This is a genomic window from Brachyspira intermedia PWS/A, assembly GCF_000223215.1.
GTDB classification, from domain to species: Bacteria; Spirochaetota; Brachyspiria; order Brachyspirales; family Brachyspiraceae; genus Brachyspira; species Brachyspira intermedia.
Genome location: NC_017243.1, coordinates 1,128,823 through 1,153,105, shown reverse-complemented (window position 1 = coordinate 1,153,105; position 24,283 = coordinate 1,128,823). Strand labels below are relative to the sequence as shown.

The following is a 24,283-nucleotide window of genomic DNA, read 5'->3' as shown; positions in this document are numbered from 1 at the left end:
TCTCCCTCCTGTACTTTCACAGGTTAAAAAAATAATCTAATATTAATTAGACTTTATATTAAAAATCACATTAGCGATTTTTTCAACCACTTCATCAATAGTCATACTAGTAGTATCTATTATATTAGCATTTTCCGGTACTACTAAAGGACTATCCTCTCTATTTGAGTCAAATTCATCTCTTTTTCTTATACTTTCCCTAACCTCTTCATAAGTAATATTCTTACCCTTAGATAATTCCTCATTATATCTTCTTTTAGCTCTTTCATCTAAAGAAGCATCCATATAAAACTTATATTTGGAATCAGGGAACACTACACTTCCTATGTCTCTACCATCTACAACATAATTACCGCCTTCTGCTATTTTTCTTTGTAGAGATACCATATTCTGTCTTACAATGCTTATAGAAGAAACTTTAGAAACAAGATTAACAACTTCCATACTTCTTATAGCTTCTGTTACATCTTCATCATCTAAATATATTCTGCCGGCATTATCAAAGTTAATACTTAAATTATTAAGAGCTGATATGACTTCACTATTATTATTTATATCAATATGATGCTTGATCATATAAAGAGTTACGGCCCTGTACATAGCGCCTGTATCTAAATATTTAAAAGATAATTTCTTTGCTAATAATTTAGCTATTGTACTTTTACCTGCCCCGGAAGGACCATCTAAAGTGATTATTTCGTATGTACTTGACACCTATAACCTTTTTTAAATTAATATAATTTCCTATACAGTATATCATAAATAATTATAATTTGCAAATATTTATTTTAATAAAAAACGAACTTTATTACATTTTTTAAATATTTTCTAATAAATAATTTATGCTATCAAGATTATAAAAAGAAGTGAATACCTAACAATATATTTGTATCCATACAAAATCTTGAACAAGATGCTGATAAATCTCTTATTATACTATTATAATTAACATTCATTGAGCTTGAATATGAAAAAGAAAATGATATATTCTTATTTATGTCTAAACAGTTCCATTCTATAGTTTTGAAAGTCCTAAAAAAATCTAAATGCATTATATATGTTTTTATACTTTTATCATATCCAATAAAATCATATAAATTATAAAATATTGATAATATTGGAAATTTATCTTTTAATATAAAAAAATTACTTAGCATAGGAAAACCTATAGTATTCAAGTTAATAGAATAGTCTTCAAAAACTATATCATTTATATCTGTTACCCCATCATCAATATAACTTTTACTATAAAAACTATCTGTAATATTAACTCCAGTAAAACAATACAAATCAAATGAAAATATGAACAAAACAAACAATACATATTTATAAATATACATTTATACAAACCCAAATTAATTTCACAAATTAAAAATATAAAATATTGATATTTTGACAATATGTAAATATAAAATTATTCAAAAGATTTATATTTTTTTATAGAAAAAGTAGCAACTCTCTTAAATTTAGTTATTATTCTAATGATTCCGTAAAAAAATCCAAGTCCATAGAAAAAATGAGTAATAAAAAACATAAAAGGATATATAAATATTCCCCGAATTTTTGATATAAAACCTTTATCACAAAAAGAATATACAATACCAGCAAAAAAGTCATTATTATGTAAACTAATAATGGAAGAAAATAATATTTCAATACATTTAATTTAGAAAAATGATAGACACACAATACTATAGGACTTAAAAGTATGTAATTAGCAAATAAAGAAGGCAAAATAAATATCAAATTTTTAATATTAAAATCCCTAAACAATTGCTCAAATCTGCCCCTTCCATAATTAAGAAGCATTTTTATATAAGCTTTTAAATTGGATCTAGGAGGTCTTTGAACTATTATTCTAGGATTATATATCAATTTATATCCTAGAGAAAGTATTTTATCTATCAATGCATTTTCTTCATTTGGATATAAATCCTCATTAAAAAGACCTGCTTCAAATAAAACATTTCTCCTTACAAACAAATTGCAAAGTATAACATCCCTATCACTTCCCTCTTTTACATCATTATTATCAAATCTATATCTATTAGCTATAGGACCTACAGCATAATAAGCTCTCATACATTTATCTATATACATTTCTATTAAAGAACTAACTTTATGTATAGCAGGACCTCCAACTATTGCTATTTTTTCATCTGATTCAAATATAGTACTAGCCTCTTTAATATTATCCGCACTTACAATAGAATCATTATCTATAAAATATACAATATCTCCTGCTGATTGTTTAATACATTCATTCCTCTGCACAGTAGGATGAGTTCCTTCTGCCTGAAAAATTTCAATATTTTCCTTAGGGTAATTAGAAAGATATACCCCTTCTAATGTTTTTTCTATATTTTCACCAACTCGGTGCGGTATTATAATAGTAAATTTTAGCAAATTCTACATTCCCATATATCTGATATATGCTGTTCTTAATTGAGCAGCCATTTCCTCAGGACTTGTAGGATTGCAAGGTGCCCAAGCTCCTGTTTCTGAAGAAGCATTGAATTTTTGTTTCTCCTTACTTCTCATAGGAGGGAAAAATTCTATATGATAATTCCATATATCACTGTAATTGAAACCATCATTTACAGGAGCACTATACATACACATCATATAAGGGAATTTCATATCAAATAATAAATCCAATGTAGAAGTAGCTTTTTTTAAGGCATCTGCTAGAGATAAACTTTCTTCTTTATTAAAATCTGTAATAGAATTTGTCTGTTTTTTAGGCATTATCATTATACCATAAGGATATTCTGATGCAAAAGGCAAGAAACATATAAAATGATCATTTTCAAATATAACTCTTTTATTATATTCAACTTCTTGCTCAATCATATCTAAAAATAGATTTCTGCCATTAACACTGTAATAACTAGAAGCCATCTCAATTTTCCTTTTTATTCTCAAAGGGATCCAACTATAGCCGTATATCTGTCCATGAGGATGAGGCATTGTAACACCTACTACCTCGCCTTTATTTTCAAATGGCATAATATATTTTATCTTTTTGTTTTCTGATATAACTTTCATTCTTTCCTGCCATAAAGCTACTAATTTAGCTATATGATCTACAGGAAGTTCTGGTAAAGTAGTATTATGATCAGGAGAGTATAAAATAACCTCACATTTACCTATAGATGGAGCTGTTCTAAATAATTTTCCATTATCAACTTCATCAGGATAAGGAGGTTCAAAGGATAAAGCAGGAAAGTCATTATCATAACAAAGAACCTCATAACTATCCGGTACTTTTCCGCTGCCGGGACAAAATGGACAATAGTCTTTAGGCATCTGAGGACGTGACTGCCTATGACTAGCTATCATAACATAATCTCCAAGCAATGGATTATAACGCAATTCTGCCATATTAATTCTCCTTAAAATTTCATTTATATAAAAATATATTTTTTATTTACACTTATATTATATACTTTTTTTAATAATAAACAATACATAAAACAATTATAATTCAAAAATATAAAATTATTATTTATTATTATTGGTAATGAAATTATACAACAGTAAAATATTAAACCCTATACATATAAAGCTAACATTTTAATAATTAGCTTTATATTATTAACTATTTATTTTTTTATATTATAATATATAATAATTAGAAAATATTAATATATATAAAAAATAGGAAAATATACCAATAATGAAGAAAAAAATCGCTTTACTTTTATGCTCAACAGGAAATGAGGCTTTTGCTGTTGGAAATGTTATAATAGGAGCAAAAAAATATTTATTTCAAAATTTAAAAGATGAAGAATATGACATAATATTTTATACAAATAAATTAGAACCAAATGATGAAAAAGCTTTAAAAACAATTTTTCCTAGAATAATTATAAAAATATATGAATCACCATTCTCGAAAAAAATGATAGAATTAAGAGAATTAAATAATTTTAGTGTCTTTGCTTATGCAAGATTTGAAGCTTTTAATATACTCGATAATTACCAAAAAGTTTTTTATACAGATACTGATATTGTTATACAAAAAGATATTTCACATTTAATAAATTTAGACTTCGAGCTATATGCAACATTATCTGATATTTCAATACGTAATTCTGCACAAACTAAAGAAACAATACCTATTTTAGAAAAAACTAAATATAATATAGATTGCAATTCTTTTTATGATGGAAATATAATAATATCAGATAAAATAAAAGATTATAAAAATATAGCAGAATGGTGCTACAAAAAAACTGAAGAATATATAACTAATGATTTAGTTATATTGAATTTAGCATGTCAAGAATTTAATATACAACTATTAGATGCAAAAGAAACTTTCTGCTGTTTTCCAAAATCAGAAAATGCAGATAAATCCCATATAATACATGCTATAGGTCCAGATAAATTCTGGAGAGGTACTTACAATAAATTTTGGGAAGAAAACAATAAAATATGGATAGAATCAGGCGGAAGCCAAACTTATAAAGAAAATAACGCTAAAAGAAAAAAAATAGATAAGATTGTTTGGTGGATACCTACATTTAAATTGAGAGATAAAGTAAGAAGATATTTATTAAGAAAATCAGGACTTACAGGAAGATAATATATTGACTTTTATTATATACAAAGTTAATATTCTCTCTATAAGGTTTTTATTATGACACAACACAACACAACACAACACAACACAACACAACACAACACAACACAACACAACACAACACAACACAACACAACACAACAGTTAAAAATAAAATCGTATTTTTTATTCCCCCATATTGTAAAAATATGGGGTATTGTTGCTATAAAAATACAATCAAAAATTAATATATTGGAGCAATAAATATGTTTGATACTCCAATATTATTAGTAATTTTTAAAAGAAAAGATACAGCATTAAAAGTTTTAGAAGCAATAAGAAAAATAAAACCTAAAAAATTATATATAGCAGCTGATGGCTGGAGAAATGAAGAAGAAAAAATAAAATGTATTGACACTAGAGAAAGTATTTTAAAATCTATAGATTGGGAATGTGAAATAAAAACATTATTTCAGGATACAAATTTAGGATGCTGTAATGGTGTATCAAAAGCGATAACTTGGTTTTTTGATAATGAAGAACAAGGTATAATATTGGAAGATGATGTATTGCCTGAAATATCATTTTTTTATTACTGTGAGAAATTGTTAAATTACTATAAAGATAATGAACAAATAATGCATATTGCTGGAGATTCTCCTTTAGATAGAAAAGTTGGAGAGGCTAGTTATTATTTTGCTACTATACAGCATTGTTGGGGCTGGGCTTCTTGGAGTCGTGCTTGGAAATATTATGATGCTACAATGAAGACTATTAGTTTTAAAGATACTAAAAAGACTTTAAAAAAACGCTACAATGATTTTAATATAAGAGACTATTGGCAGAACTGGTTTTACAGAACTGCTGATATAAATACTTGGGACTATCAATGGACTTATTGTATAATTTCAAAAGATGGAATATGTATTAATCCTAATGTAAATTTAATTTCTAATATAGGCTTTGGAGAAGATTCTACTCATACAGGAAATCCAGATGATGAAAATGCCAATAGAAAAACATACCCTATAGATGCTGAACATTTAATTCACCCAAAAGAAATAAAGTGTGATGCTAATGCTGATTTTGAAATAGCTATAAAAAGATTTAATATAAAGCCTTTTTCTTTATCATATAATATCACTAGAGAGATAAAAAGAATTATAAGACAAATAAAAGGCCTTTTTATAAAAAAGGATAATAAATAAAAATGATTGAAATGAATATTTGCTTATCATCTGATAACAATTATGCTCCGTATATGGGTACAGCTATTGCATCAATCTTAAAAAACTCTTTAGAAGATGAAAAAATAATATTTCATTTAATAGATGGCGGAATAACTAAAGAAAACAAAGATAAAATACTTTCGTTAAAAAACATAAAAGAATGCGAAATTAATTTTTATACTCCGGACATAAAAATGTACGATGAATGGTTTGAAAAAATTCCTTCTAAAGTACATTTCTCTGCAGCTATGTTTTACAGAATTTCGATATAAAATATTATAATATAAATTAATAAAAGGATATAAAGATGTTAAATAAAGAATTGATAAATAAAATTGTATGGTGGATACCTAAAAGAGAATTAAGGAATAATATAAGAAATATTTTATTATCATATATATACATTTCAAAAATTAATAATAATAAAAAAAATTTAGAAAAATTTAATGATGTATTAGATTTTGGTAAAAATTTATATGAATCTAAACTAAAGATAGAAAAACAAACAAATATTAATTTCCAATCAGAAATAGAACAAGATTTTATATCATACTTAATATTTTCAGGTAAGAAAAAAGGATTTTTTATAGATATAGGAGCTAATGATGGAATAAAAATCAGCAACACTTACTTTTTTGAAAAATTAGGATGGTCTGGTATATGCGTTGAAGCCAATCCGATAATTTATGAACAATTAGAAAAAAACAGAAATTGTGATCTATACAATGCTGCTATTTTAGATAAAAAAATGGATAGTGTTAAATTAGTAAACTATGAAGGACATAGTTTAATGGCTAAAATTGATATATCTGAATCTAAAGAAAATTCTTTAAATATAAAATCAATGACATTTGATGAATTAATGTATAACTACAAAAATATTAGTTCAATTGATCTATTATCAATAGATGTAGAAGGTTTTGAATTAAATATACTAAAAACCATTGATTTTAATAAATATGATATAAAATTAATCATAGTAGAAAATAATGAAAAAGAAGGAGTATTAGAACAATATATGAAATCCAAAGGATACAGATTATTAATAGATATATATAGATCTCATGATTTAGCTTTTGTAAAAGATTAATTTTTTATAAAATATAGATTTATTTCCAAATTAAACTAAATACTCATAAATATATTACAATAAATTTTTATTTATACACTAATAAACACGTTTCTATATTTTCAATGCTAAGATTGCAAATAATATAATAATACTATAGAATATAAAAAAATATAAAGGTTTTATATTATGGAAAAGAAAAAATTAGCAGTTGTTTTATGTTCAACTTCAAATCAAATGTTTGCTGTTGGAAATGTTTTAATAGGACTGAAAAAACACTTTTCATTAAATGAAAAAGATTATGATATAATTCTCTATATAAGCGGTAAAATCAATATAAAAGATGAAAATGCATTAAAAAAAATATATAATAATATTATAATAAATCACTATGTATCTCCATTAGAAAAACTATGAAAAATGCTAATTGTACATTAATGTGGAGTCTAATGGCTTTTGCAAGATACGAAGCTTTTGAATTATTAGATAATTATAATAAAGTTTTATATTTATATACTGATATATTAATACAAAAAGATATAATAGAACTTTTAAATATAAATAAAGATATATCCGTATCTTATGAAAGCATAAATTTAAGAGAAAATGTAGAAAATAAGATTTTATCAGAAAAATTCAATTCTGACAAATATAATTTAGATGCAAAAGTATTTAATTCTGGAGTACTTTTAATAAATGATTCTATAAAAAAAAGAAAAGAAATAAAAGAATGGTGTTATAAAATGACAGAAAAATGGTTAATGGCAGATCAACCAATATTCAATTTAATGGTACAAGAATTTAATTTAGAAGTTAATGATTTTTCTGATAAATATAATAGATACTACTTATCAAATAATGCTGATAATGAAGATGCTTATATATTACATACTGCCTGGGAAAAAAATTTTGGAATGGAATCAATAATAATGAATGGAATGAAAATAATAAAAAATGGATAGAATTTGGAGGTATTGCTTACGATCCTAAATATGTAGAAAAGAAAATGAAAGAAATTAATAAAATAGCTTGGTGGATACCTAATAAGAAATTAAGAGATATTTACAGAGTAAGACAAGCTTCAAAATATGGTTTCAGATGGCATTTATATTAATATAAAACTGCTAAATATTTTAAATACTAAGCAGTTTTTATATTTAATTTATTAAAATCAATTATACGATATCCAAAGGCATCTTTTTATAAGGCTTTGGAAATTCCTTGTTTATCATATATACATCTTCATCAGTAAGTATGATATTACAGCTTTCAATATTTTCAGAAAGATGTTTTCTGCTTGCACTTTTAGGAATAGGAATATATCCGGAAACCTTACTAATAAATGCCAATACTATTTGAGCAGCAGATGCATTATATTTTTCAGCTATTTGAAGAATAGTGCTATTTTTAAAAATATTTCTACCGAGTTCCCCTGCCCTTCCTAAAGGCGAATATGCCATCAAAGCTATATTTCTATCTTTCATATATGGATCTAAATCAAATTCAACACCTCTTGAATCTAAGTGATATAATACCTGATTAAGTACGCATTTATCACCGTATTTTAATGATTCAAGTTCTTTCATATCATCAATATCAAAATTGGAAACACCCCAATCTCTTATAAGTCCTTCTTTTTTGGCTTCTTCCATACATTCAACAGTTTCTTTTAAAGGTACCCTGCCCCTCCAATGAAGCAAATACATATCTAAATAATCTAACCCTAAACGTTTTAATGATGCTTTTAAACTATCAAATATTTTACCTCTTCCAGCATTATGAGGATATACCTTGGAGATTATAAAAAGCTCCTCCCTTTTAATATCTGTATGCTTTAATGCCTCATATATCAATATTTCAGCCATACCATTTCCATACATTTCAGCAGTATCTATTAATCTTACACCATTATTCAAAGCAAATACTATAGATCTTATTTCTTTTTCTTTTTTATCTTCATTTTCACCTAATCCCCAAGTTCCTATTCCAAAATTGGGGATTCTATTATCTGATTTTAATAATGTATAATCCATAAATAATCCTTAACTATCTTTACTTATATATAAAGTTCTTGAAGGGAATGCAAAGCCTACACCCAATTTATTAAATTCATCTATTATTTTATAGTTAATATCTTCAACTATTTTAACAAATTCTGCATAATCAGGTATAGTTATATGATATATAACTTCAAAATTAAGAGAAGAATCAGCAAATTCTATAAATCTAGCACTATAAAATTCTGTATTACTAGTACTTTCTATAATTGTCTGTATGATATTTGGTATAACTTTTAACTTTTCTAATGGTGTAGAATACTCAACTCCTAATAACATATATTGTCTTCTCTTTTCTAATATTCTATAGTTTTGTATTCTAGATGCCAATAAATTAGTATTAGATATTAAAAGCTGTTCACCTGTATTTCTTCTAATACGTGTAGATTTTATCCCAATATATTCAACTACTCCTTTATCCATATCCACTTGTATTAAATCACCTTTCAAAAAAGGCTTATCAAAAACTATAACAAAATAATTGAATAAATCTGCTATTATACTCTGTGCCGCAAAAGCTACAGCTACACCGCCTACTCCAAGTCCTGTTATAAAAGTATTTACATTAACACCTAAATTTGAAAGTATAGTTAAAAATCCTATTATCCATACTAAAGCTTTTAATATTGTAATAATACCATCAGATATAACAACATCTTTTTTCTTTGATAAATAATTATTAGTAAAGTTAGTAATTATATCGCATATAAATAACGTAACAAACACTATTATAAATACTACAACTATTTTCCCAAAATATGAACTTTCTTCTTTTGGTAGGGTAAGCCCTATTCTAGCTATGGCCAATGAAGCTATGAATATAATAGGCTTTGTTCTTTTTTTTATACTCTTTGTTAGATCTATAACAAAAGGACTCTGAAATCTAGTATTTAATTTTAATAAAATTTTTAATAGAAACAACAATGCTAAACGCATAGAAATTATACTAATAATTAAAACTCCTACTGCTATTAAATATTGAAGCAATGAATTATTCCAAAATATTGTTTCTTTAAGGTACTGCATATTTTCTCCAATTAGATAATTATTTTAATTATATTAATTTTACTATATAATGTCAATTTTTCAAATACAATTTGACATAAAATAAATAGCATATTAGTATATAAACAATAAAAAATAAAGGGGTCAAAACAATACTATTTAACATTGATTACAAAAACTATTGTTTTTTAATATTCTAATAATAAACAATATATAGGGATATTTAATATGAATATAAAAAAAGTAAAAATAGAAATATATATACCTGAAGAATATACTCAAAAACTTAGAGAGGCTTTAAACAATATAGGTGCTTTAGGTGTTGGAAATTATGATAATGTAATGTCTGTAACAAAAATTACAGGTTATTGGCGTCCTTTAGAAAACGCTAATCCTTTCGATGGAAAAGTTAATGAAATATCAGAAGCTCCTGAAGATAAGGTGGAATTTTCAACAGATGTTAAAAATATAGAAAACATCATAAAAATTATGAAAGAAGTTCACCCTTATGAAGAGCCTGTTATAAATATCATTCCTCTTTTAAATGATAGATTCGATGTGAATTTAAATTATTAATTTTTTATTTATAAAGTTATAAAGAAAATATATCTTTTATAATATAAACAAAATCATTCTTTGGAAATTTATTTAAGTTTATTACATTTTCTATTGCATCAGCAAAATATAATTTATTATCACTTGGCAAATATGATACGCTGAATATTTGTGCATTGCTGTTTAATAATTTTTCTTTTGTATATCCGTATTCTGACATGTCTATAATTCTGCTTGGTATATTATCACCATAGAAAATAAAAACAGCATGATTATATAATTTAGCTTTTACTATTTTGTCTTTGTCATTATCATCTTTTTTAAAAAGTTTTTGATTATCATCTACATACAAATCAAATATTTCATTAAGTTCATTTTTTATATTATTTAAAACAGCTTCTCCGTCTTTATCAATATCAACTAAAAAGAAATAGTAAGCATGTATTATAATAGATTTTTTATTTTTTATAACTTCAGCATTAATAAAAACTCTTGATGAATTAATAGAATACATGCTGTATCCGAAATATCTGAGTCTATCTATTATATTTTCTTTGCTTACTTTTTTATTTATATTATGCTCTAATACAGAATTGTTTTTGATGAATAATAATTTTCTTTTATTAATATTAGAAGCATCAATATATAAAAATACTAAAGTGATTATTTCAAGTATTATTAAAATTATAGTGATATATATTTGATTATTATTATAAATTGAAAAGAAAATTAAGTTGGCAAACGCTATGGCTATTACACCATAAACGCTTGCCCTTAATAACTCTTTTTTGAAGGAGAACAGCTTATTATTGTTCATTATTACTAAATTTATTTGATGAATTTATTATCTATAAGTAGTTACTTCTTGATAAGCTCTTACAGCTCTATCAATTACAGCCTTTGTAAAGCTAAGAGATAATTCAGCTTCAGCAATAGCATTCATTACATCTGATACATCAACCTGATCAGGTCTTATACCAGCTTGAACTATTATATTATCTCTATCAACCTGCTTTTGATTTACAGCATCAATGGCATCGCTTAACATTGTACCGAAATTGCTTATTAAATCATTGTTTGAACTTCTTCTTAACTGCTGAGCAGGTCCATAATGTCTAGGGTCTGTAGTTTTAAGCACGAATCCGTAATTATCTCCTACATTACCAGTTCTTGTATTATTCATACTATAAGCATTCATTACACTATTAATATTCATAAAAATATCCTTATATTATTACTTCCAAATGATTAATATCTTATTATATTCAAAGCACTTCCAAACATAGTTTTAGCTGACTGAATCATAGTAGAGTTAGCCTCATAAGCTCTTGAAGCCTCCATCATATCAACCATTTCTGTAACTGGGTTAACATTAGGCATTTCTACATAACCAGCTTTTTCACCATATTTGATAGCATCAGGGTGAGAAGGATCATATACAAATCTAGTTGCAGTTTCCATATCCTTTTCTATACTGAATACTCTTACACCAGTACCAACATTAGGCTGTAAAGCATCTGGTAAAAATGGGCTTCTGTATTTATTGCCGTCATCTCTAGGCTTGAATATTACTCTGCTTCTTCTGAAAGCTCCGCCCTCTGTAGTTCTTGTTGTATTAACATTTGCTATATTATCAGCTATAACATCTAATCTAGTTCTTTGAGCAGTTAAACCGCTTCCTGATGTATTTATAATTGAAAATATTCCCATTTCTGTTACTCCTTTAAGAATTTAAATAATACTGATTAAGCATTACCTATCATTCTTCTAATTTCTCTATATTGAGCATTAACTATTTGCGTAAACATTTGATATCTTAAAGTGTTTTTAGCTTCTTCAGCCATTTCTTTATCTATATCAACATTGTTTTTATCATTTCTATAGCTAGTATCATAATCTACTGTAATAGTAGGTGAAACTTGTTTATAATCCATAGGCATATGAAAAGGAAAATGTCTTGAATCAGTTCTTTTAGCTTCCATGCCATTATAATTTTCACTGTCTAAAGCTCTAGCAAGCTGATATTCAAAAGTTACATCGCTTCTTTTGAAATTAGGTGTAGATACATTTGCTATATTATCGGCTATAACCTCAGCTCTAAGTCCATAAACATTTAAAAGCTTCTTGGCTACTGTCATAGTTTTAGCATAGGTTGTATCAGCAAACATACTCATAGTTATAACCTCTAAATTATAAAATTATACTTATGAATATTGTCGGTTTAATGAAAAAGTGCTTTAATACTTTTTTAGGATTATATTATGTAAATTATAATAAAATATTATGTATACTATAATATTATTTAAAATACAAACTATTCATAACTTCTTTAGCGAATGATATTAAATGACTGCTCACTGTAACAGTTGCTGACATTGTAAGTATTATAGATTCTTCACCCTTGCCTACTACAGTTATAGCATTAAAGAAATCATTTTTATTTATCTTTGAAATGAATATATACTCTGCAAATAAATCATTATATTCTTCTCTTTGTCTTATGGATATAGGTGTAATTATAGAGTAAAGCTCCCCTCTTCTGCTTCTAAATCCGTCAAAAAGCTCTTTTATAGCAGCTTCATCATATTTTTTATCACTATAGCTGATGATTATTGATATTCTCTTATCAGAACTTTCTATTTTTAATAAAGACCCTTCTATAGAGGCATCAAAATTTTCAGGAACTAATAAATTAAATCTGTCAGGATTGGCCTGTATTGCTGTTAATCTTCCTGCATCAAATTTTGAATTATCTATTAAATATTTTATATTGTTTATTCTGTTTATAATATTAGAATCATTTTTATTTATAGTTAATGCTCTGTCTAAAATATTCAAGGCATCATCATATTTATATAATGCCCTATAAGCTACAGACATATTAATCATAGATAAAACATCTTCATTATCTATTGATATAGCTTTTTTATATTTTTCTATAGCCTCATTATGTTTTCCTTCTATAGAAAGTAAAATTCCATACTGTCCATAAACACTTGAATCAGCATTTCCGAAAGATATTAACTTTTCTATTACATTCTTTGCTTCTTCATATTCATAAGTGCTTATAAGTGCCTCTATCTTATTTTCAAGTAAATCTTTATCATCTTTTATAAAATTAAGAGCATTATCAATCAATTCTATTACAGATTTGAAATCATTTTCTTCATAATATATGTCAATTAAAACTAAGTATCCGTATTTATACTTATTATCTTTTTTTATCAGTTCTAAAGCTAATTTTTTGGCATAAGAAATATTATTTATATCTATAAGATTATTAATTTTTTCTGCAATAATATCATTATTTTCTTTTATGATATCTTTAATATCTTCATCTATTGCTGCTGCATTATCATAGACATTATTAATATTTTCTGCCATATTATCTCCAATTAACTATAGTAAAACCTTTATCTTTATTTTTTAAAGCATGCTCTTTTAATTTATTATCAGGATTAACGCATACTTTAGTGTCGGCAAAATTAAAAAGAGGTAAATCACTTATAGAATCACTGTATGCTATATTTTTATCGCTATGATGAGGAAAAAAATGCTCAGTAAATAATCTGTATCTTTTAGCAGCACCATAGCAATTTTTACCGTACATATATCCGGTATATTTTCCCCTAAAAGTCCATAACTCAGTACCCATACATCTATCAAAACCTAAATTTTCAGCTATATATTTGGCATAAATCTCAAAACTAGCGGTAACTAAAATCAATGTATATCCCTGATTTTTTAATTTCTTTATTTCTTCTAAAGCATCTTTATAATATAAAGAAGGTACTATAGTATCAGCAAACTCTTTACCTATTTTGTCTCCGAATTCTATGTCTATATTTTTGAATATATGTGCTATTTGATATTTTATTTTTTGATTATCTATTATCTTTAAACAAAATAATAAAAAATAAGGTATCAAAGCTATATAATGCATTATACTTGAAGGATTCTTTTTTAAATAGAACATCATAAATGGAAATATGGAATCTTTATTTAATATAGTTTTATCCAAATCGAAATATGCAACTCTCATCATAAAATGTATTCTACTACAAAAAAATCATTTGTCAAAGGAATTTTCAGATTTTAACTTATAATTAATAAAAAATTATGTAAACTAAAAAATCACTTGACTATAAATAAAAAATTTAATATTATATATTAGATTTAATATTAATTGATAATTATTGTAAATAATAGTTTATAAATATATATAATTTTAGGAGATAATATGCTAAGAGAATTAGTAATATACGGAGATGAAAGATTGCAGAAAGTATCAGAAAAGATTGAAAAAATAGATGATGAAATACTCACTTTAATAGATGATATGTTTGAAACGATGTATAAAGAGCGAGGAGTCGGACTTGCAGCAGTTCAAATTGGAGTATTAAAGAGGCTTATAGTTATCTCTGTACCTGATTTTGATGATGAAACTAAACCTGATTTCAAATTGGCATTAATAAATCCAGAGATAATATGGCATAATGATGAAACTGAAAGTTTAGAAGAAGGATGCCTTTCATTCCCTGAAATAAGAGATGATGTTGCTAGATATACTCAAATTAAAGTAAAATATTTAGATAGAGACGGCAATGAACAAATTCTTGATGCTGAAAATTATATAGCTAAAGTACTTCAGCATGAAATAGATCATACAAATGGAATATCTTTTATAGACAGATTGGAATCATATCAAAAAAGAAGATTAAAAAGAGAATTAAAAGAACTTAGAAACAATACAGTTAGAGGCATAAAAAAGGCAAATAATAGAGAAATGTTAAAAAATAGCTGATTAATTATGATAAAAAATATAATATTCGATTTAGACGGAACTTTAGCTGATTCTATATTAGATATATATAATTCTGTAAATGCTTCATTAAAACACTTTAGTTTACAAGCCATATCCATTGAAGATACTCATAAATTCGTTGGAAATGGGGCTAGACTTCTTATAAAAAGAGCTGTCAATAAATATAGTAATAATGAAGAAATTGAGGAAGAAATATATAGCTTCTATATAAAATACTATGAAGAACATTGTGTAGACAACACTAAAGCTTATGAAGGTGTTTATGAAACTTTAGATACATTATACAATCATAATATTAATATGTTTGTTATAAGTAATAAACCTAATAAAATGGCTATAAAAACAGTAGAAAAACTAAATATACAAAAATATTTCAAGGCTGTTATAGGTGATGGTGTTTATCCATACAGGAAACCTGATGTTAATATATGGAATAGCTTAAAAAAAGATTATAATCTAATAGAAGATGAAACAGTTATGATTGGGGATGGAATACCTGATTATGAATTTGCATGTAATTCAAGTATAAAATGTTTGTTAGCTCTATATGGAATAACAGATAAAAACATTTTGTTAGAATTAAAAAACAATTATTATTTAAATTCATTCAATGAGATTGCCGATTATATAATTAAGAAAAAATTTTAATTAAAAAAAATTATATACTTGACAATACTATAAAATATTTGTATATTAGAATGAATTATTTATTAGTAATCAAATAAGTATTAATTTAACAGTAACAATATGAAAAATAACAAATTTAAGTACACCAAAATCCGAAATAATGATAATATTCTTTCTTATATAGAAGATATATTATTCAAAATCAAGTCAAAATTAAGTAAAAGCAATAGTATTCAAAGAATAAGAACAACTTATGTTCATTCTACAAGATATACAAGTAATGATAAAAAAAATAATATTTTCTTATCGATAATCAAAAAATTTGCATTAGCTGTAGTATCATTATCATTATTTATGATTTTGGCTAATTTTTTAATAATAAATATGCGTCATACATCCAATGCTGCAATTTTACCTGAAGATAAAATGCCTTCTAATGCCGCATATTCAAAAATATTAGATGAAATATCTCCGGAACAAGTAAGCTATAATACTTCAAGCATATCCGAAGTACCTACTGTAACATCAGCAGTAACATTAGAAAATGCTACAGATATATTCTATAATTCTATAACTTCTGACAATACTTTGGTTGGAGACGGTACTATAGGAATGAAATATGATGAATATATCATAGAAGAAGGAGATAATCTTACTACAATATCAAGAAAAATAGGTGCTAATTTAGATACTTTAGTAAGCGTAAATAAAATCACTAATGCTAATAGATTAAGACCTGGACAAAAAATTGTTGTACCTAATAGAAACGGATTATTATACACAATAAAAAAAGATGAATCTATAGAAGAAATCGCTGAAAGATACGATGTTTCATTAAATAGAGTTCTTGCATTTAATAAAATAAGTGATCCTAGCAATATTGAAGTTGGAGATGATATATTTTTGCCAGGTGCTAAATATACTTTAGATGAAAGAATCGATAAATTCGGACAGATGTTCAGTATTCCTACAACTATAACTAGAATAAGCAGTGTATTTGGATATAGAATTCACCCTATCACAGGTGTTAGAACTAAACATATGGGTGTTGATATACCTGGAAGACTTAATACTCCTGTATATGCTGCTAGAAAAGGAAAAGTAATATTTGCAGGATATAGCGGTGGTTATGGTAATTTAGTAATAGTTCGTCATGACAAAGGATACACAACATATTATGGACACCTTAATTCAATAACTACAAAAGCTGGAGCTACTGTAGGCGTTGGTGTTATGATAGGAAGAATGGGAAGCACAGGAAGATCTACAGGAAGCCATTTACATTTTGAAGTTAGAAGAAATGGCGTGGCATTAAATCCTGCTGATTTTATACCTATAAAAAAATATTTAAGAGGAAGAAGATAATAAATATTTAAATATAAATAAAGGGATTCTTGGAATAAGAGTCCCTTATTTTTATATTCATTAATATTTGCAATATATTTTGATTTTTGTATAATGTTTCAATTATGAATGATGTTATTAAAGTTATTAATATTCTAAATGATATACCTGAACCGTTTTCTGTAGACGGAATAATAAAAACCTTTGAAGCAAGTTCTAAAGATTTTATAAAAAGTTTTGCAGTTTACTTTTACAAAGAAGAAATCGGAGAAGCAAGATTATGGTATACGTCCAAAAATAAATTGGTTATTAGTGACAAAACAAATAATAAAGAATATACATTATTCGCTAGAGGCAATAAATTCGGCTATATAATAATTAATACGGATAAAAATGAAGATAAGATACAAATACTTATCAATTATCTCTCAATAATATTATATAGCGAAAAACTTTCATTTCTAGCCAATAGAGATAAGCTCACAGGTTTATACAATCGCGGATATATAATAAAATATTTACAAGAAAAAGAAATTACTAATGAAATATACTCTATAGTTATAGTTGATTTAGATAAATTCAAGCATTACAATGATACTTATGGTCATAATATAGGAGATCATGTATTAAAATTAGTTTCAAAAGTAATGAAAGATTCTTTAAAAAAGCTAATACATAAATCAGTATTGGCAAGATATGGTGGAGAAGAATTTATCATAGTATTTGATATTGATAATAAAAAAGAGCTTCTAAATGCTATGGAAGAGATAAGAACTTCAATAATAGAAACAGATTTATCTACAGAAGAATATTCTCTAAAAGCAACAGCATCTTTAGGCGGTGCCATAAAAGAAGAAAATACTACTCTAAGAACATTTATAAACAAAGCAGATCAATCATTATACAATGCTAAAGAAACCGGAAGAAACAAATCTGTTATATTAGATTTTTAATTCAATTTTTTTATAGTTATTAGGAATATAAGAATAATAGTCACTTTTATTTAGCTTTAGTATGTTAAAGCTAAATAAAAGTGGGAGATTATTTATGAAAAATACTATATAATATAACCATTCACACTAACTATGGTAAAAAATAAATATAAAAAATTAAATATCTCTTATTAATACAATATCTTTATCTTTAATAACAGTATTTCCTCTAGGTATAACTGTACTTTCTCCCCTTTTTATCATAACTATTAAATTATTCTGAGGTAAATTTAAATCTTTTAATTCTTTATCCTTCCAAGGATGACGATGATTAATATGTATCTCTCTTAAACTAATATCATAATATTTAGTCTTTTTAGCATTTAATATAACGACATCACCCTGCTCAATTACAGTTTTACCATGAGGAATGATAGTACTGTCGCCTCTTTCTATAGTTACTATAATTGATTCTTCAGGAAGTTCTATTTCCATAATAGGTCTGCCTACCCAATGATGCGTACTAGGTATTTTAACCTGTATAAGCTCCATATCTGAATCATCTACATAGTCGTTAAAAGTTTTAAGTACATTTTCATCAGAGTCTACCAAATCAAGCTTTTTTGCTATAATAGGAAGGAATGTTCCTTGAAGCAATACTGATATTATAGAAAGGAAAAATACAACATGGAATATATCATAACTTATAGAATTATCATTAACTATTACAAATATAGCAAATACAATGGATGCCGCTCCTCTAAGGCCTGCAGCCATAACAAGAAGTTGTTTCTTTAATGATATTTTAAATGGTGTTAATATGGAAAATACAGCTATAGGTCTAGCTGCTAATGTTACAAATAAAGCTACATAAATAGAAGTTGGAGCAACATTTAATATTCTTGAAGGTATAGATAAAAGTCCAAGCATAAAAAACAGAACCATTTGCATAAGTCCTGTGATTCCGTCAAAGAAATGAACCAATGTAACTTTATTTTTAATCTTTGTATTTCCTAAAACTATACCCACTACATAAACAGTTAAATATCCATTTCCTCCTATAAAAGAAGAAAGAGAATATGATAGCAATGCTACAGCAAGTACAAATATAGTATCAAGTCCATTAACAGGAAATGTGAACCTTTTAAGCATATTATAAGCCATAAAAGATACAGCCGCTGCAACTGCCAAAGCAAAAACTATTTGAGCAAACACCATATATGCTATAGATAAAGGAGATGTTAAAGTTTTTCCTATAAGACCCAAAAATATAACGGTAAGCATATAAGACATAGGGTCATTACTTCCGCTTTCAAGTTCAAGCAATGAAGCAAGTCCGTCTTTAAGGTTCAAACTCCTAGAACGAAGTATAGAAAACACAGAAGCTGCATCTGTTGATCCTACCACAGAACCTATTAAAAAACTTTCAAAAAAATTTAATTTAAGAATATAATGGCACAATAACCCCGTAATCATAGATGTTATAAAAGTACCAACAAATGAAAGAAGAAATGCCTGATTTGCCACAGGTTTTGCAGCTTTCCAATTAGTACCGAATCCTCCGTAAAACATGATGAATATCAATGTGATGGTGGCTAGTTCCTCAGCAACTTTATAATCATCAAACTCTATTTTTAAAATACCGTCTGTACCAAAAACCATTCCCAAAACTAAAAAAAGCAAAAGAGATGGGACTCCTACCTTTACCGAAATTTTACTCACTATTATGCATAGTATAATTATTATAGAAGATAACAATATAGCTGAATTCATAAAAACCTATTATTAAAGAAATATTTTATATAAATATATATGGTTTTTAAAAAAATACAAATATTATTTTCAATTAATATTAAAAGTTTAATATTATTATATATTTTGCTAATAATGTTATAATCTATTTTTATTAATTATCATTTACGATTATCTAAATCAATATATAAAGTAGAAGATACACTCTATTAATGATTAGCTTTGAAAATATAAATTATTCTATTTTATAAACATTTACAAATATGAATGCTGATTATAATATAAAAAACAATAAAGGTAAAACAATTCTTGATTATGACTGAAAATAATGAATTTACACTTTGTTATTTAAATAACCTGAAAAGTTTATAAACTAATTCAAATTAATTTATAAAAAATGTATATATTATTAGCTTTTTTATTGTGAAAATATTTTTAATTGAAATTTTAATCATTTTAATTTATTATACAAAAAATCAAAATACATATGGACGGTTTAATATGAAAAATTTTATTTCTATAATTACAGTATTTATTTTAATGATTGCTATAATTTCATGCGGAGGCGGAAACAAAGGAACAAATCAATCAGAACAAAATACTCAAACTAATCAAACTCAAACAAATGAACAAGTATATATTAATCCAACAACTACAAATAATAATAGAGATATTGATATCAATGTTAATGAAAATAATGATATTAATAAAACTAAATATACTAATGAATATATTCAAGGTACAGAGTTAGATCCTATGCCTACAGGATATAGTAAAATAGATGAAATACTTAATGAATATAAATATAAAGCACCAATATATGAAATATCAAAATTATTAGCAGAGGAAGGACTAGAAGGAAAAATCACTGAATATACAAATTTTAGTGATAAATATATATATAAAGTAAATAAAGATTCTACTCCTTTGTTTTTGGCGGTACAATTCGGATATAATGATTTGGCAAAAGAACTTATAAAAGAAGGTGCAGATGTTAATGCTAGAGCAAATGATATGGAAACAGAAGATGGTATTGATATGCTTTATTATGCTGTTGAAAATAATAATGTTGAAATGAGTAAAATCTTAATTGATGAAGGACTTGATGCAGGCAGAGATTATGGTTTTGAATATCCTTATTATTTAACAGATATTGCTATTGACAACAATAATCTTGATATGCTTAAAATACTTGTAGAAAGCGGAGATATTGATTTGGAATCAAGCTTAATTCCTGATGCCATAGAAGAAAATAATATAGAAATAGTTAAATATTTAATATCTATAGGACAAGATGTAAATGCTCAAATATTTGCAGATGGACTTTGGATTAACTCTCCTATGAAAGTAGCAGCTGAAAATGGCAATATAGAAATAGCTAAACTTTTAATTGATGAGGGTGCCAATTTAAACTCAAGCGATGATTATATAGGTCCAGCTATTGATTATGGTAATTATGATATAACTAAATTATTAATAGATAATGATGTTTTTAATCTTAATACTAATACAACTAGAGAACAAGCTATAACATTAGCAAAAGATCAAAAATATTATGAAATGGAAAAATTATTATTAAGCGAAGATTCAAACAATATAGATGGATATGATGAATTAATGAATGCTGTATCAAAAGGCGATATGAAAGCATTAGAAAAACTTATAAAAGATGATACTGATTTAAATAAACAATATGATAAGATTACACCTCTTAATTTAGCTGCTGCTAGAAATGATAAAGAAATGGTGAAATTTTTAGTAGAAAAAGGTGCTGATATAAATTTAGAAGATGGATACGGATATACTCCTTTAATAATAGCAATTAAGTATCGTAATATAGGTTTAGCTAAAAATATTATTGATTTGAAGCCTGATTTAAATGCTATATGTTCAGCAACAGGAGATACTCCTTTAACATATTTAGTAAATGCCAACAAGTACGGCGGTGTAGCAGATCTTTGTTATTATATGATAAAAAATGGTGCCGATATAAATAAAAAGAATAAGGAAGGAAATACTCCATTAATGATTGCAGCTGCAAGTTATAATTATTCTATTGTGGGAGTTCTTGTAAATATGGGGGCTGATTATAATATTAAAAACAAAGAAGGAAAAACAGCCATTGATATTGCTTCAGCTAGAGATGATACATCAGCACTTCATAATATGACTAATCCAAGCGATTTAGAACATTATCTTAGTTATTAATAAATAATAAAAAAAGTGCATGCATTATATATGTATGCACTTTTTTATTATGAAAATATTTTGTAATTGAAATTTTGATAATTTTAATTTATTATACAAAAATCAAAATACTTATGGACGGTTTAATATGAAAAATATTATTTCTACTATTATAATGCTTAGTTTGATTATTACTATAATTTCATGCGGAGGCGGAAACAAAGAAGTAAATCAAGCATCGCAAAATACTAATGAACAAAAAACTGCTTCATCTGATAATCAAAAAACAGAAACTAAAAAAGAATTCTTTGATATGAAATATGTTCATAAAGGTGTTAGAGTAGATAAAGCTAAATTTGATGAAGAGCTTAAAAAATTAAGAGAAAATAATGAATATGCAAAAAGAAATTTCGATTTTCTTAATAGGAAATTTGCAAATGATGATGAAAGAAAAAAATATTCTATAGAGTTTATATCAAATGTTAATTATGATCCATTTAGTGAAACATTCAGCACTTGGGATAAATATAATGAAGATTTGACAGATTATTATGCTGATGAACATTTATATGTTGATCAGAATTTAGCATTAAAAAAGGCAAGAGAAGAATTATTAAAATTAAATAAAAAAGATGCTGATGTTTATTTAGCTTTGTTCTTATCTCATTTTGCTTGCGATTCGCTTTATTATTTTGAAGAAGAAAAAAAGTATTTAGTAGAATGGAAAAAAGCAGGCGGAACTAATATATCTATGATGATAGCAAAGTATGATGATGATAATGCTTATAGTAATAAAATGAAATTAGTTGATTATATAATAGAAGCTCCTGATTCTTTAAGAGCAGAAAAATTAGTTGCTGATGCTTATAACAATGGTTTCTCTAGATATATTGCAAAAAATACTGGATATATAGATTTATTTAATGAAAATAATTATTCTTTAAGTTCAATTGAATTGGAAGGTACAGCTAAAGTAGCTTCATTAAATATAGTGCCAGAAATAGTCAATACAAATATAATAAATAAATATTTAAAAACTTATGTTACAAATAAACTCAGCGATGATAAATTATATTTTGATGATGCGGAGTATTTTAGAAATTATTATGATCATAATAATGAAGATGCTTATGACGGATGGAATGGGCTTAGTTTTCTTGAGTTTAAGAAGAATACATTCTTAATTGAATCAAAAGTAAATATGCATTATTATAATCCTGAGTTTATGAATGATCATATATATGCTTCATTTGAAGAGGTAAAAAATTATAATTTCAGACTTGGAGATATAGATGAAGTAGAATCTGCTGAAATTAATTCAATTTCTACAAATGATTTGAAAGATTATGCTAAAGGCTCTAAATTTATAAGTTTTGGTAAATTTGATGAAGAAAAATATTTGGAGTATATAGATGAAACAATGGGTTGGCGTGTATATCCATCTTTCTTTTTATGCGACATAAATAATGATGGTAAAGAAGAATTAATGCTTTCAGGGGATTATGATTATAGCGGAGGAAGAGGCGGTACAGTGAATTTTACTTTACTTTTAAAAGAGAATTTGGAAATAGATTTTGATTCAGAAATAGGACAGCTTATTAATAATCAAGATTTTCAGGATTTAAATAAAAGTCAAAAAATATATACTGAAGACGGTAAAAATAAAATGTTTTTGTTAAATGAAGCTTCTAGTGAGGCTTTGGATATATTCATTGATAATAATGAAATAAAGAATGCAGATTATTTTGATTATATTACATATAGTTATCAGCCAAAATTGGAATGGAAAGGAAGCATACTTGACGGAGTGCCTGAAGGAGCTTTAAAAACTGATGCGAGCTTTGATATGTCTAAAGCAGAAAATGCATCAGACAAAGCAATAGTATCAGACAGAACTTTGAGAATGGCTGATAAACTTATAAGCGATGCATATTTTGCTAAAAAAGCTACTTTGGATAAACAAGGTCAGGAAGAATTGTTGGAGCAAAGAAGAGCAGAAATCAAAACTATTCAGGAAGCAAAAGGCGATATTAAAACAATAGAAGCTGAAATGCTTAAGATTTTGAACATACAATAATTTTAATAGTTAAAAAAAGTGCATGCATATTTTTTTATATGTATGTACTTTTTTATT

26 protein-coding genes are annotated in these 24,283 nt (G+C 25.8%); 13 read left to right on the top strand and 13 right to left on the bottom strand.

Annotated features, from left to right (window positions below; genetic code table 11):
* Positions 1-42: 42 nt before the first annotated feature.
* The 4 genes from cmk to galT all read right to left on the bottom strand — a co-directional run bounded on the left by cmk (position 43) and on the right by galT (position 3,384).
* Positions 43-714 carry a (d)CMP kinase gene (gene cmk, locus BINT_RS05090; RefSeq protein WP_014487479.1) on the bottom strand — a complete coding sequence of 224 codons (672 nt, stop codon included), beginning with the start codon at positions 712-714 and terminating at the stop codon, positions 43-45.
* Positions 715-854: 140 nt separating this feature from the next.
* Positions 855-1,340: a hypothetical protein gene (locus tag BINT_RS05085; RefSeq protein ID WP_014487478.1), complete on the bottom strand. Its 486-nt coding sequence runs from the start codon at positions 1,338-1,340 to the stop codon at positions 855-857.
* Between the two features lie 133 nt (positions 1,341-1,473).
* Positions 1,474-2,406 carry a glycosyltransferase gene (locus tag BINT_RS05080; protein ID WP_014487477.1) on the bottom strand — a complete coding sequence of 311 codons (933 nt, stop codon included), beginning with the start codon at positions 2,404-2,406 and terminating at the stop codon, positions 1,474-1,476.
* A gap of 3 nt (positions 2,407-2,409) precedes the next feature.
* Complete coding sequence (gene galT, locus BINT_RS05075) at positions 2,410-3,384, bottom strand: galactose-1-phosphate uridylyltransferase (protein WP_014487476.1); 975 nt, start codon at positions 3,382-3,384, stop codon at positions 2,410-2,412.
* Between the two features lie 295 nt (positions 3,385-3,679).
* On the opposite strand from galT, the gene BINT_RS05070 reads away from it, so the two are divergent.
* The 6 genes from BINT_RS05070 (at position 3,680) to BINT_RS15070 (ending at position 7,827) form a co-directional block, all read left to right on the top strand.
* Positions 3,680-4,591 (top strand): glycosyltransferase, encoded by a 912-nt coding sequence (locus BINT_RS05070; RefSeq protein ID WP_014487475.1) that lies wholly within the window; start codon positions 3,680-3,682, stop codon positions 4,589-4,591.
* A 242-nt stretch (positions 4,592-4,833) separates the two neighbouring features.
* Positions 4,834-5,775 carry a nucleotide-diphospho-sugar transferase gene (locus BINT_RS05060; RefSeq protein ID WP_014487474.1) on the top strand — a complete coding sequence of 314 codons (942 nt, stop codon included), beginning with the start codon at positions 4,834-4,836 and terminating at the stop codon, positions 5,773-5,775.
* A 2-nt stretch (positions 5,776-5,777) separates the two neighbouring features.
* A complete protein-coding gene (locus BINT_RS05055) occupies positions 5,778-6,068 on the top strand; it encodes a glycosyltransferase (protein WP_049783491.1) in 291 nt (96 codons plus the stop codon).
* Between the two features lie 35 nt (positions 6,069-6,103).
* Positions 6,104-6,886, top strand: a complete 783-nt coding sequence (locus tag BINT_RS05050) for an FkbM family methyltransferase (protein ID WP_014487472.1) — start codon at positions 6,104-6,106, stop codon at positions 6,884-6,886.
* Between the two features lie 168 nt (positions 6,887-7,054).
* Positions 7,055-7,282, top strand: a complete 228-nt coding sequence (locus BINT_RS15075) for a hypothetical protein (protein WP_234944363.1) — start codon at positions 7,055-7,057, stop codon at positions 7,280-7,282.
* Complete coding sequence (locus BINT_RS15070; protein ID WP_234944362.1) at positions 7,279-7,827, top strand: glycosyltransferase; 549 nt, start codon at positions 7,279-7,281, stop codon at positions 7,825-7,827. Before BINT_RS15075 ends, BINT_RS15070 begins: the two co-directional genes overlap by 4 nt.
* 213 nt (positions 7,828-8,040) lie before the next feature.
* Here BINT_RS15070 and BINT_RS05040 read toward each other — a convergent pair whose 3' ends face one another.
* Both BINT_RS05040 and BINT_RS05035 read right to left on the bottom strand, forming a co-directional pair.
* A complete protein-coding gene (locus BINT_RS05040) occupies positions 8,041-8,898 on the bottom strand; it encodes an aldo/keto reductase (protein WP_014487471.1) in 858 nt (285 codons plus the stop codon).
* Between the two features lie 9 nt (positions 8,899-8,907).
* A complete protein-coding gene (locus BINT_RS05035; RefSeq protein ID WP_014487470.1) occupies positions 8,908-9,948 on the bottom strand; it encodes a mechanosensitive ion channel family protein in 1,041 nt (346 codons plus the stop codon).
* 207 nt (positions 9,949-10,155) lie between these two features.
* Between BINT_RS05035 and BINT_RS05030 the strand changes: the two genes are divergently transcribed.
* On the top strand, positions 10,156-10,503 hold the full coding sequence (locus tag BINT_RS05030) for a cytochrome c biogenesis protein (protein ID WP_014487469.1): 348 nt from the start codon (positions 10,156-10,158) through the stop codon (positions 10,501-10,503).
* Positions 10,504-10,519: 16 nt separating this feature from the next.
* On the opposite strand, the gene BINT_RS05025 is transcribed toward BINT_RS05030, so the two are convergent.
* From BINT_RS05025 to BINT_RS05000, 6 genes are all read right to left on the bottom strand, one after another.
* Positions 10,520-11,299, bottom strand: a complete 780-nt coding sequence (locus tag BINT_RS05025) for a hypothetical protein (RefSeq protein WP_014487468.1) — start codon at positions 11,297-11,299, stop codon at positions 10,520-10,522.
* A gap of 27 nt (positions 11,300-11,326) precedes the next feature.
* Positions 11,327-11,698, bottom strand: coding sequence for a flagellar hook-basal body complex protein FliE (gene fliE / locus BINT_RS05020; RefSeq protein ID WP_014487467.1), 372 nt, complete (start codon positions 11,696-11,698; stop codon positions 11,327-11,329).
* Positions 11,699-11,730: 32 nt separating this feature from the next.
* Entirely contained in the window at positions 11,731-12,192 is a 462-nt protein-coding gene (flgC, locus tag BINT_RS05015) for a flagellar basal body rod protein FlgC (protein ID WP_012670385.1), read from the bottom strand.
* A 35-nt stretch (positions 12,193-12,227) separates the two neighbouring features.
* Positions 12,228-12,656, bottom strand: a complete 429-nt coding sequence (gene flgB / locus BINT_RS05010; RefSeq protein WP_012670386.1) for a flagellar basal body rod protein FlgB — start codon at positions 12,654-12,656, stop codon at positions 12,228-12,230.
* A 124-nt stretch (positions 12,657-12,780) separates the two neighbouring features.
* Entirely contained in the window at positions 12,781-13,866 is a 1,086-nt protein-coding gene (locus tag BINT_RS05005) for a tetratricopeptide repeat protein (protein ID WP_014487466.1), read from the bottom strand.
* A gap of 1 nt (position 13,867) precedes the next feature.
* A complete protein-coding gene (locus BINT_RS05000; RefSeq protein ID WP_014487465.1) occupies positions 13,868-14,527 on the bottom strand; it encodes an HAD family hydrolase in 660 nt (219 codons plus the stop codon).
* Positions 14,528-14,722: 195 nt separating this feature from the next.
* Here BINT_RS05000 and def point away from each other — a divergent pair, with 195 nt between their 5' ends.
* The 4 genes from def (at position 14,723) to BINT_RS04980 (ending at position 18,231) form a co-directional block, all read left to right on the top strand.
* Positions 14,723-15,286: a peptide deformylase gene (gene def / locus BINT_RS04995; protein ID WP_014487464.1), complete on the top strand. Its 564-nt coding sequence runs from the start codon at positions 14,723-14,725 to the stop codon at positions 15,284-15,286.
* A gap of 6 nt (positions 15,287-15,292) precedes the next feature.
* The gene (locus BINT_RS04990; protein ID WP_014487463.1) at positions 15,293-15,955 is read left to right on the top strand and encodes an HAD family hydrolase; all 663 of its coding nucleotides are present in this window, start codon (positions 15,293-15,295) and stop codon (positions 15,953-15,955) included.
* Positions 15,956-16,054: 99 nt separating this feature from the next.
* Positions 16,055-17,299 carry a M23 family metallopeptidase gene (locus tag BINT_RS04985; protein ID WP_014487462.1) on the top strand — a complete coding sequence of 415 codons (1,245 nt, stop codon included), beginning with the start codon at positions 16,055-16,057 and terminating at the stop codon, positions 17,297-17,299.
* Positions 17,300-17,403: 104 nt separating this feature from the next.
* Entirely contained in the window at positions 17,404-18,231 is an 828-nt protein-coding gene (locus tag BINT_RS04980; protein WP_014487461.1) for a GGDEF domain-containing protein, read from the top strand.
* Between the two features lie 156 nt (positions 18,232-18,387).
* Here BINT_RS04980 and BINT_RS04975 read toward each other — a convergent pair whose 3' ends face one another.
* Positions 18,388-19,983: a potassium/proton antiporter gene (locus tag BINT_RS04975; RefSeq protein WP_014487460.1), complete on the bottom strand. Its 1,596-nt coding sequence runs from the start codon at positions 19,981-19,983 to the stop codon at positions 18,388-18,390.
* 480 nt (positions 19,984-20,463) lie between these two features.
* On the opposite strand from BINT_RS04975, the gene BINT_RS04970 reads away from it, so the two are divergent.
* Together BINT_RS04970 and BINT_RS04965 are read left to right on the top strand one after the other, a co-directional pair.
* Entirely contained in the window at positions 20,464-22,170 is a 1,707-nt protein-coding gene (locus tag BINT_RS04970) for an ankyrin repeat domain-containing protein (RefSeq protein WP_014487459.1), read from the top strand.
* Between the two features lie 127 nt (positions 22,171-22,297).
* A complete protein-coding gene (locus tag BINT_RS04965; RefSeq protein ID WP_014487458.1) occupies positions 22,298-24,226 on the top strand; it encodes a lysozyme inhibitor LprI family protein in 1,929 nt (642 codons plus the stop codon).
* Positions 24,227-24,283 lie beyond the last annotated feature (57 nt).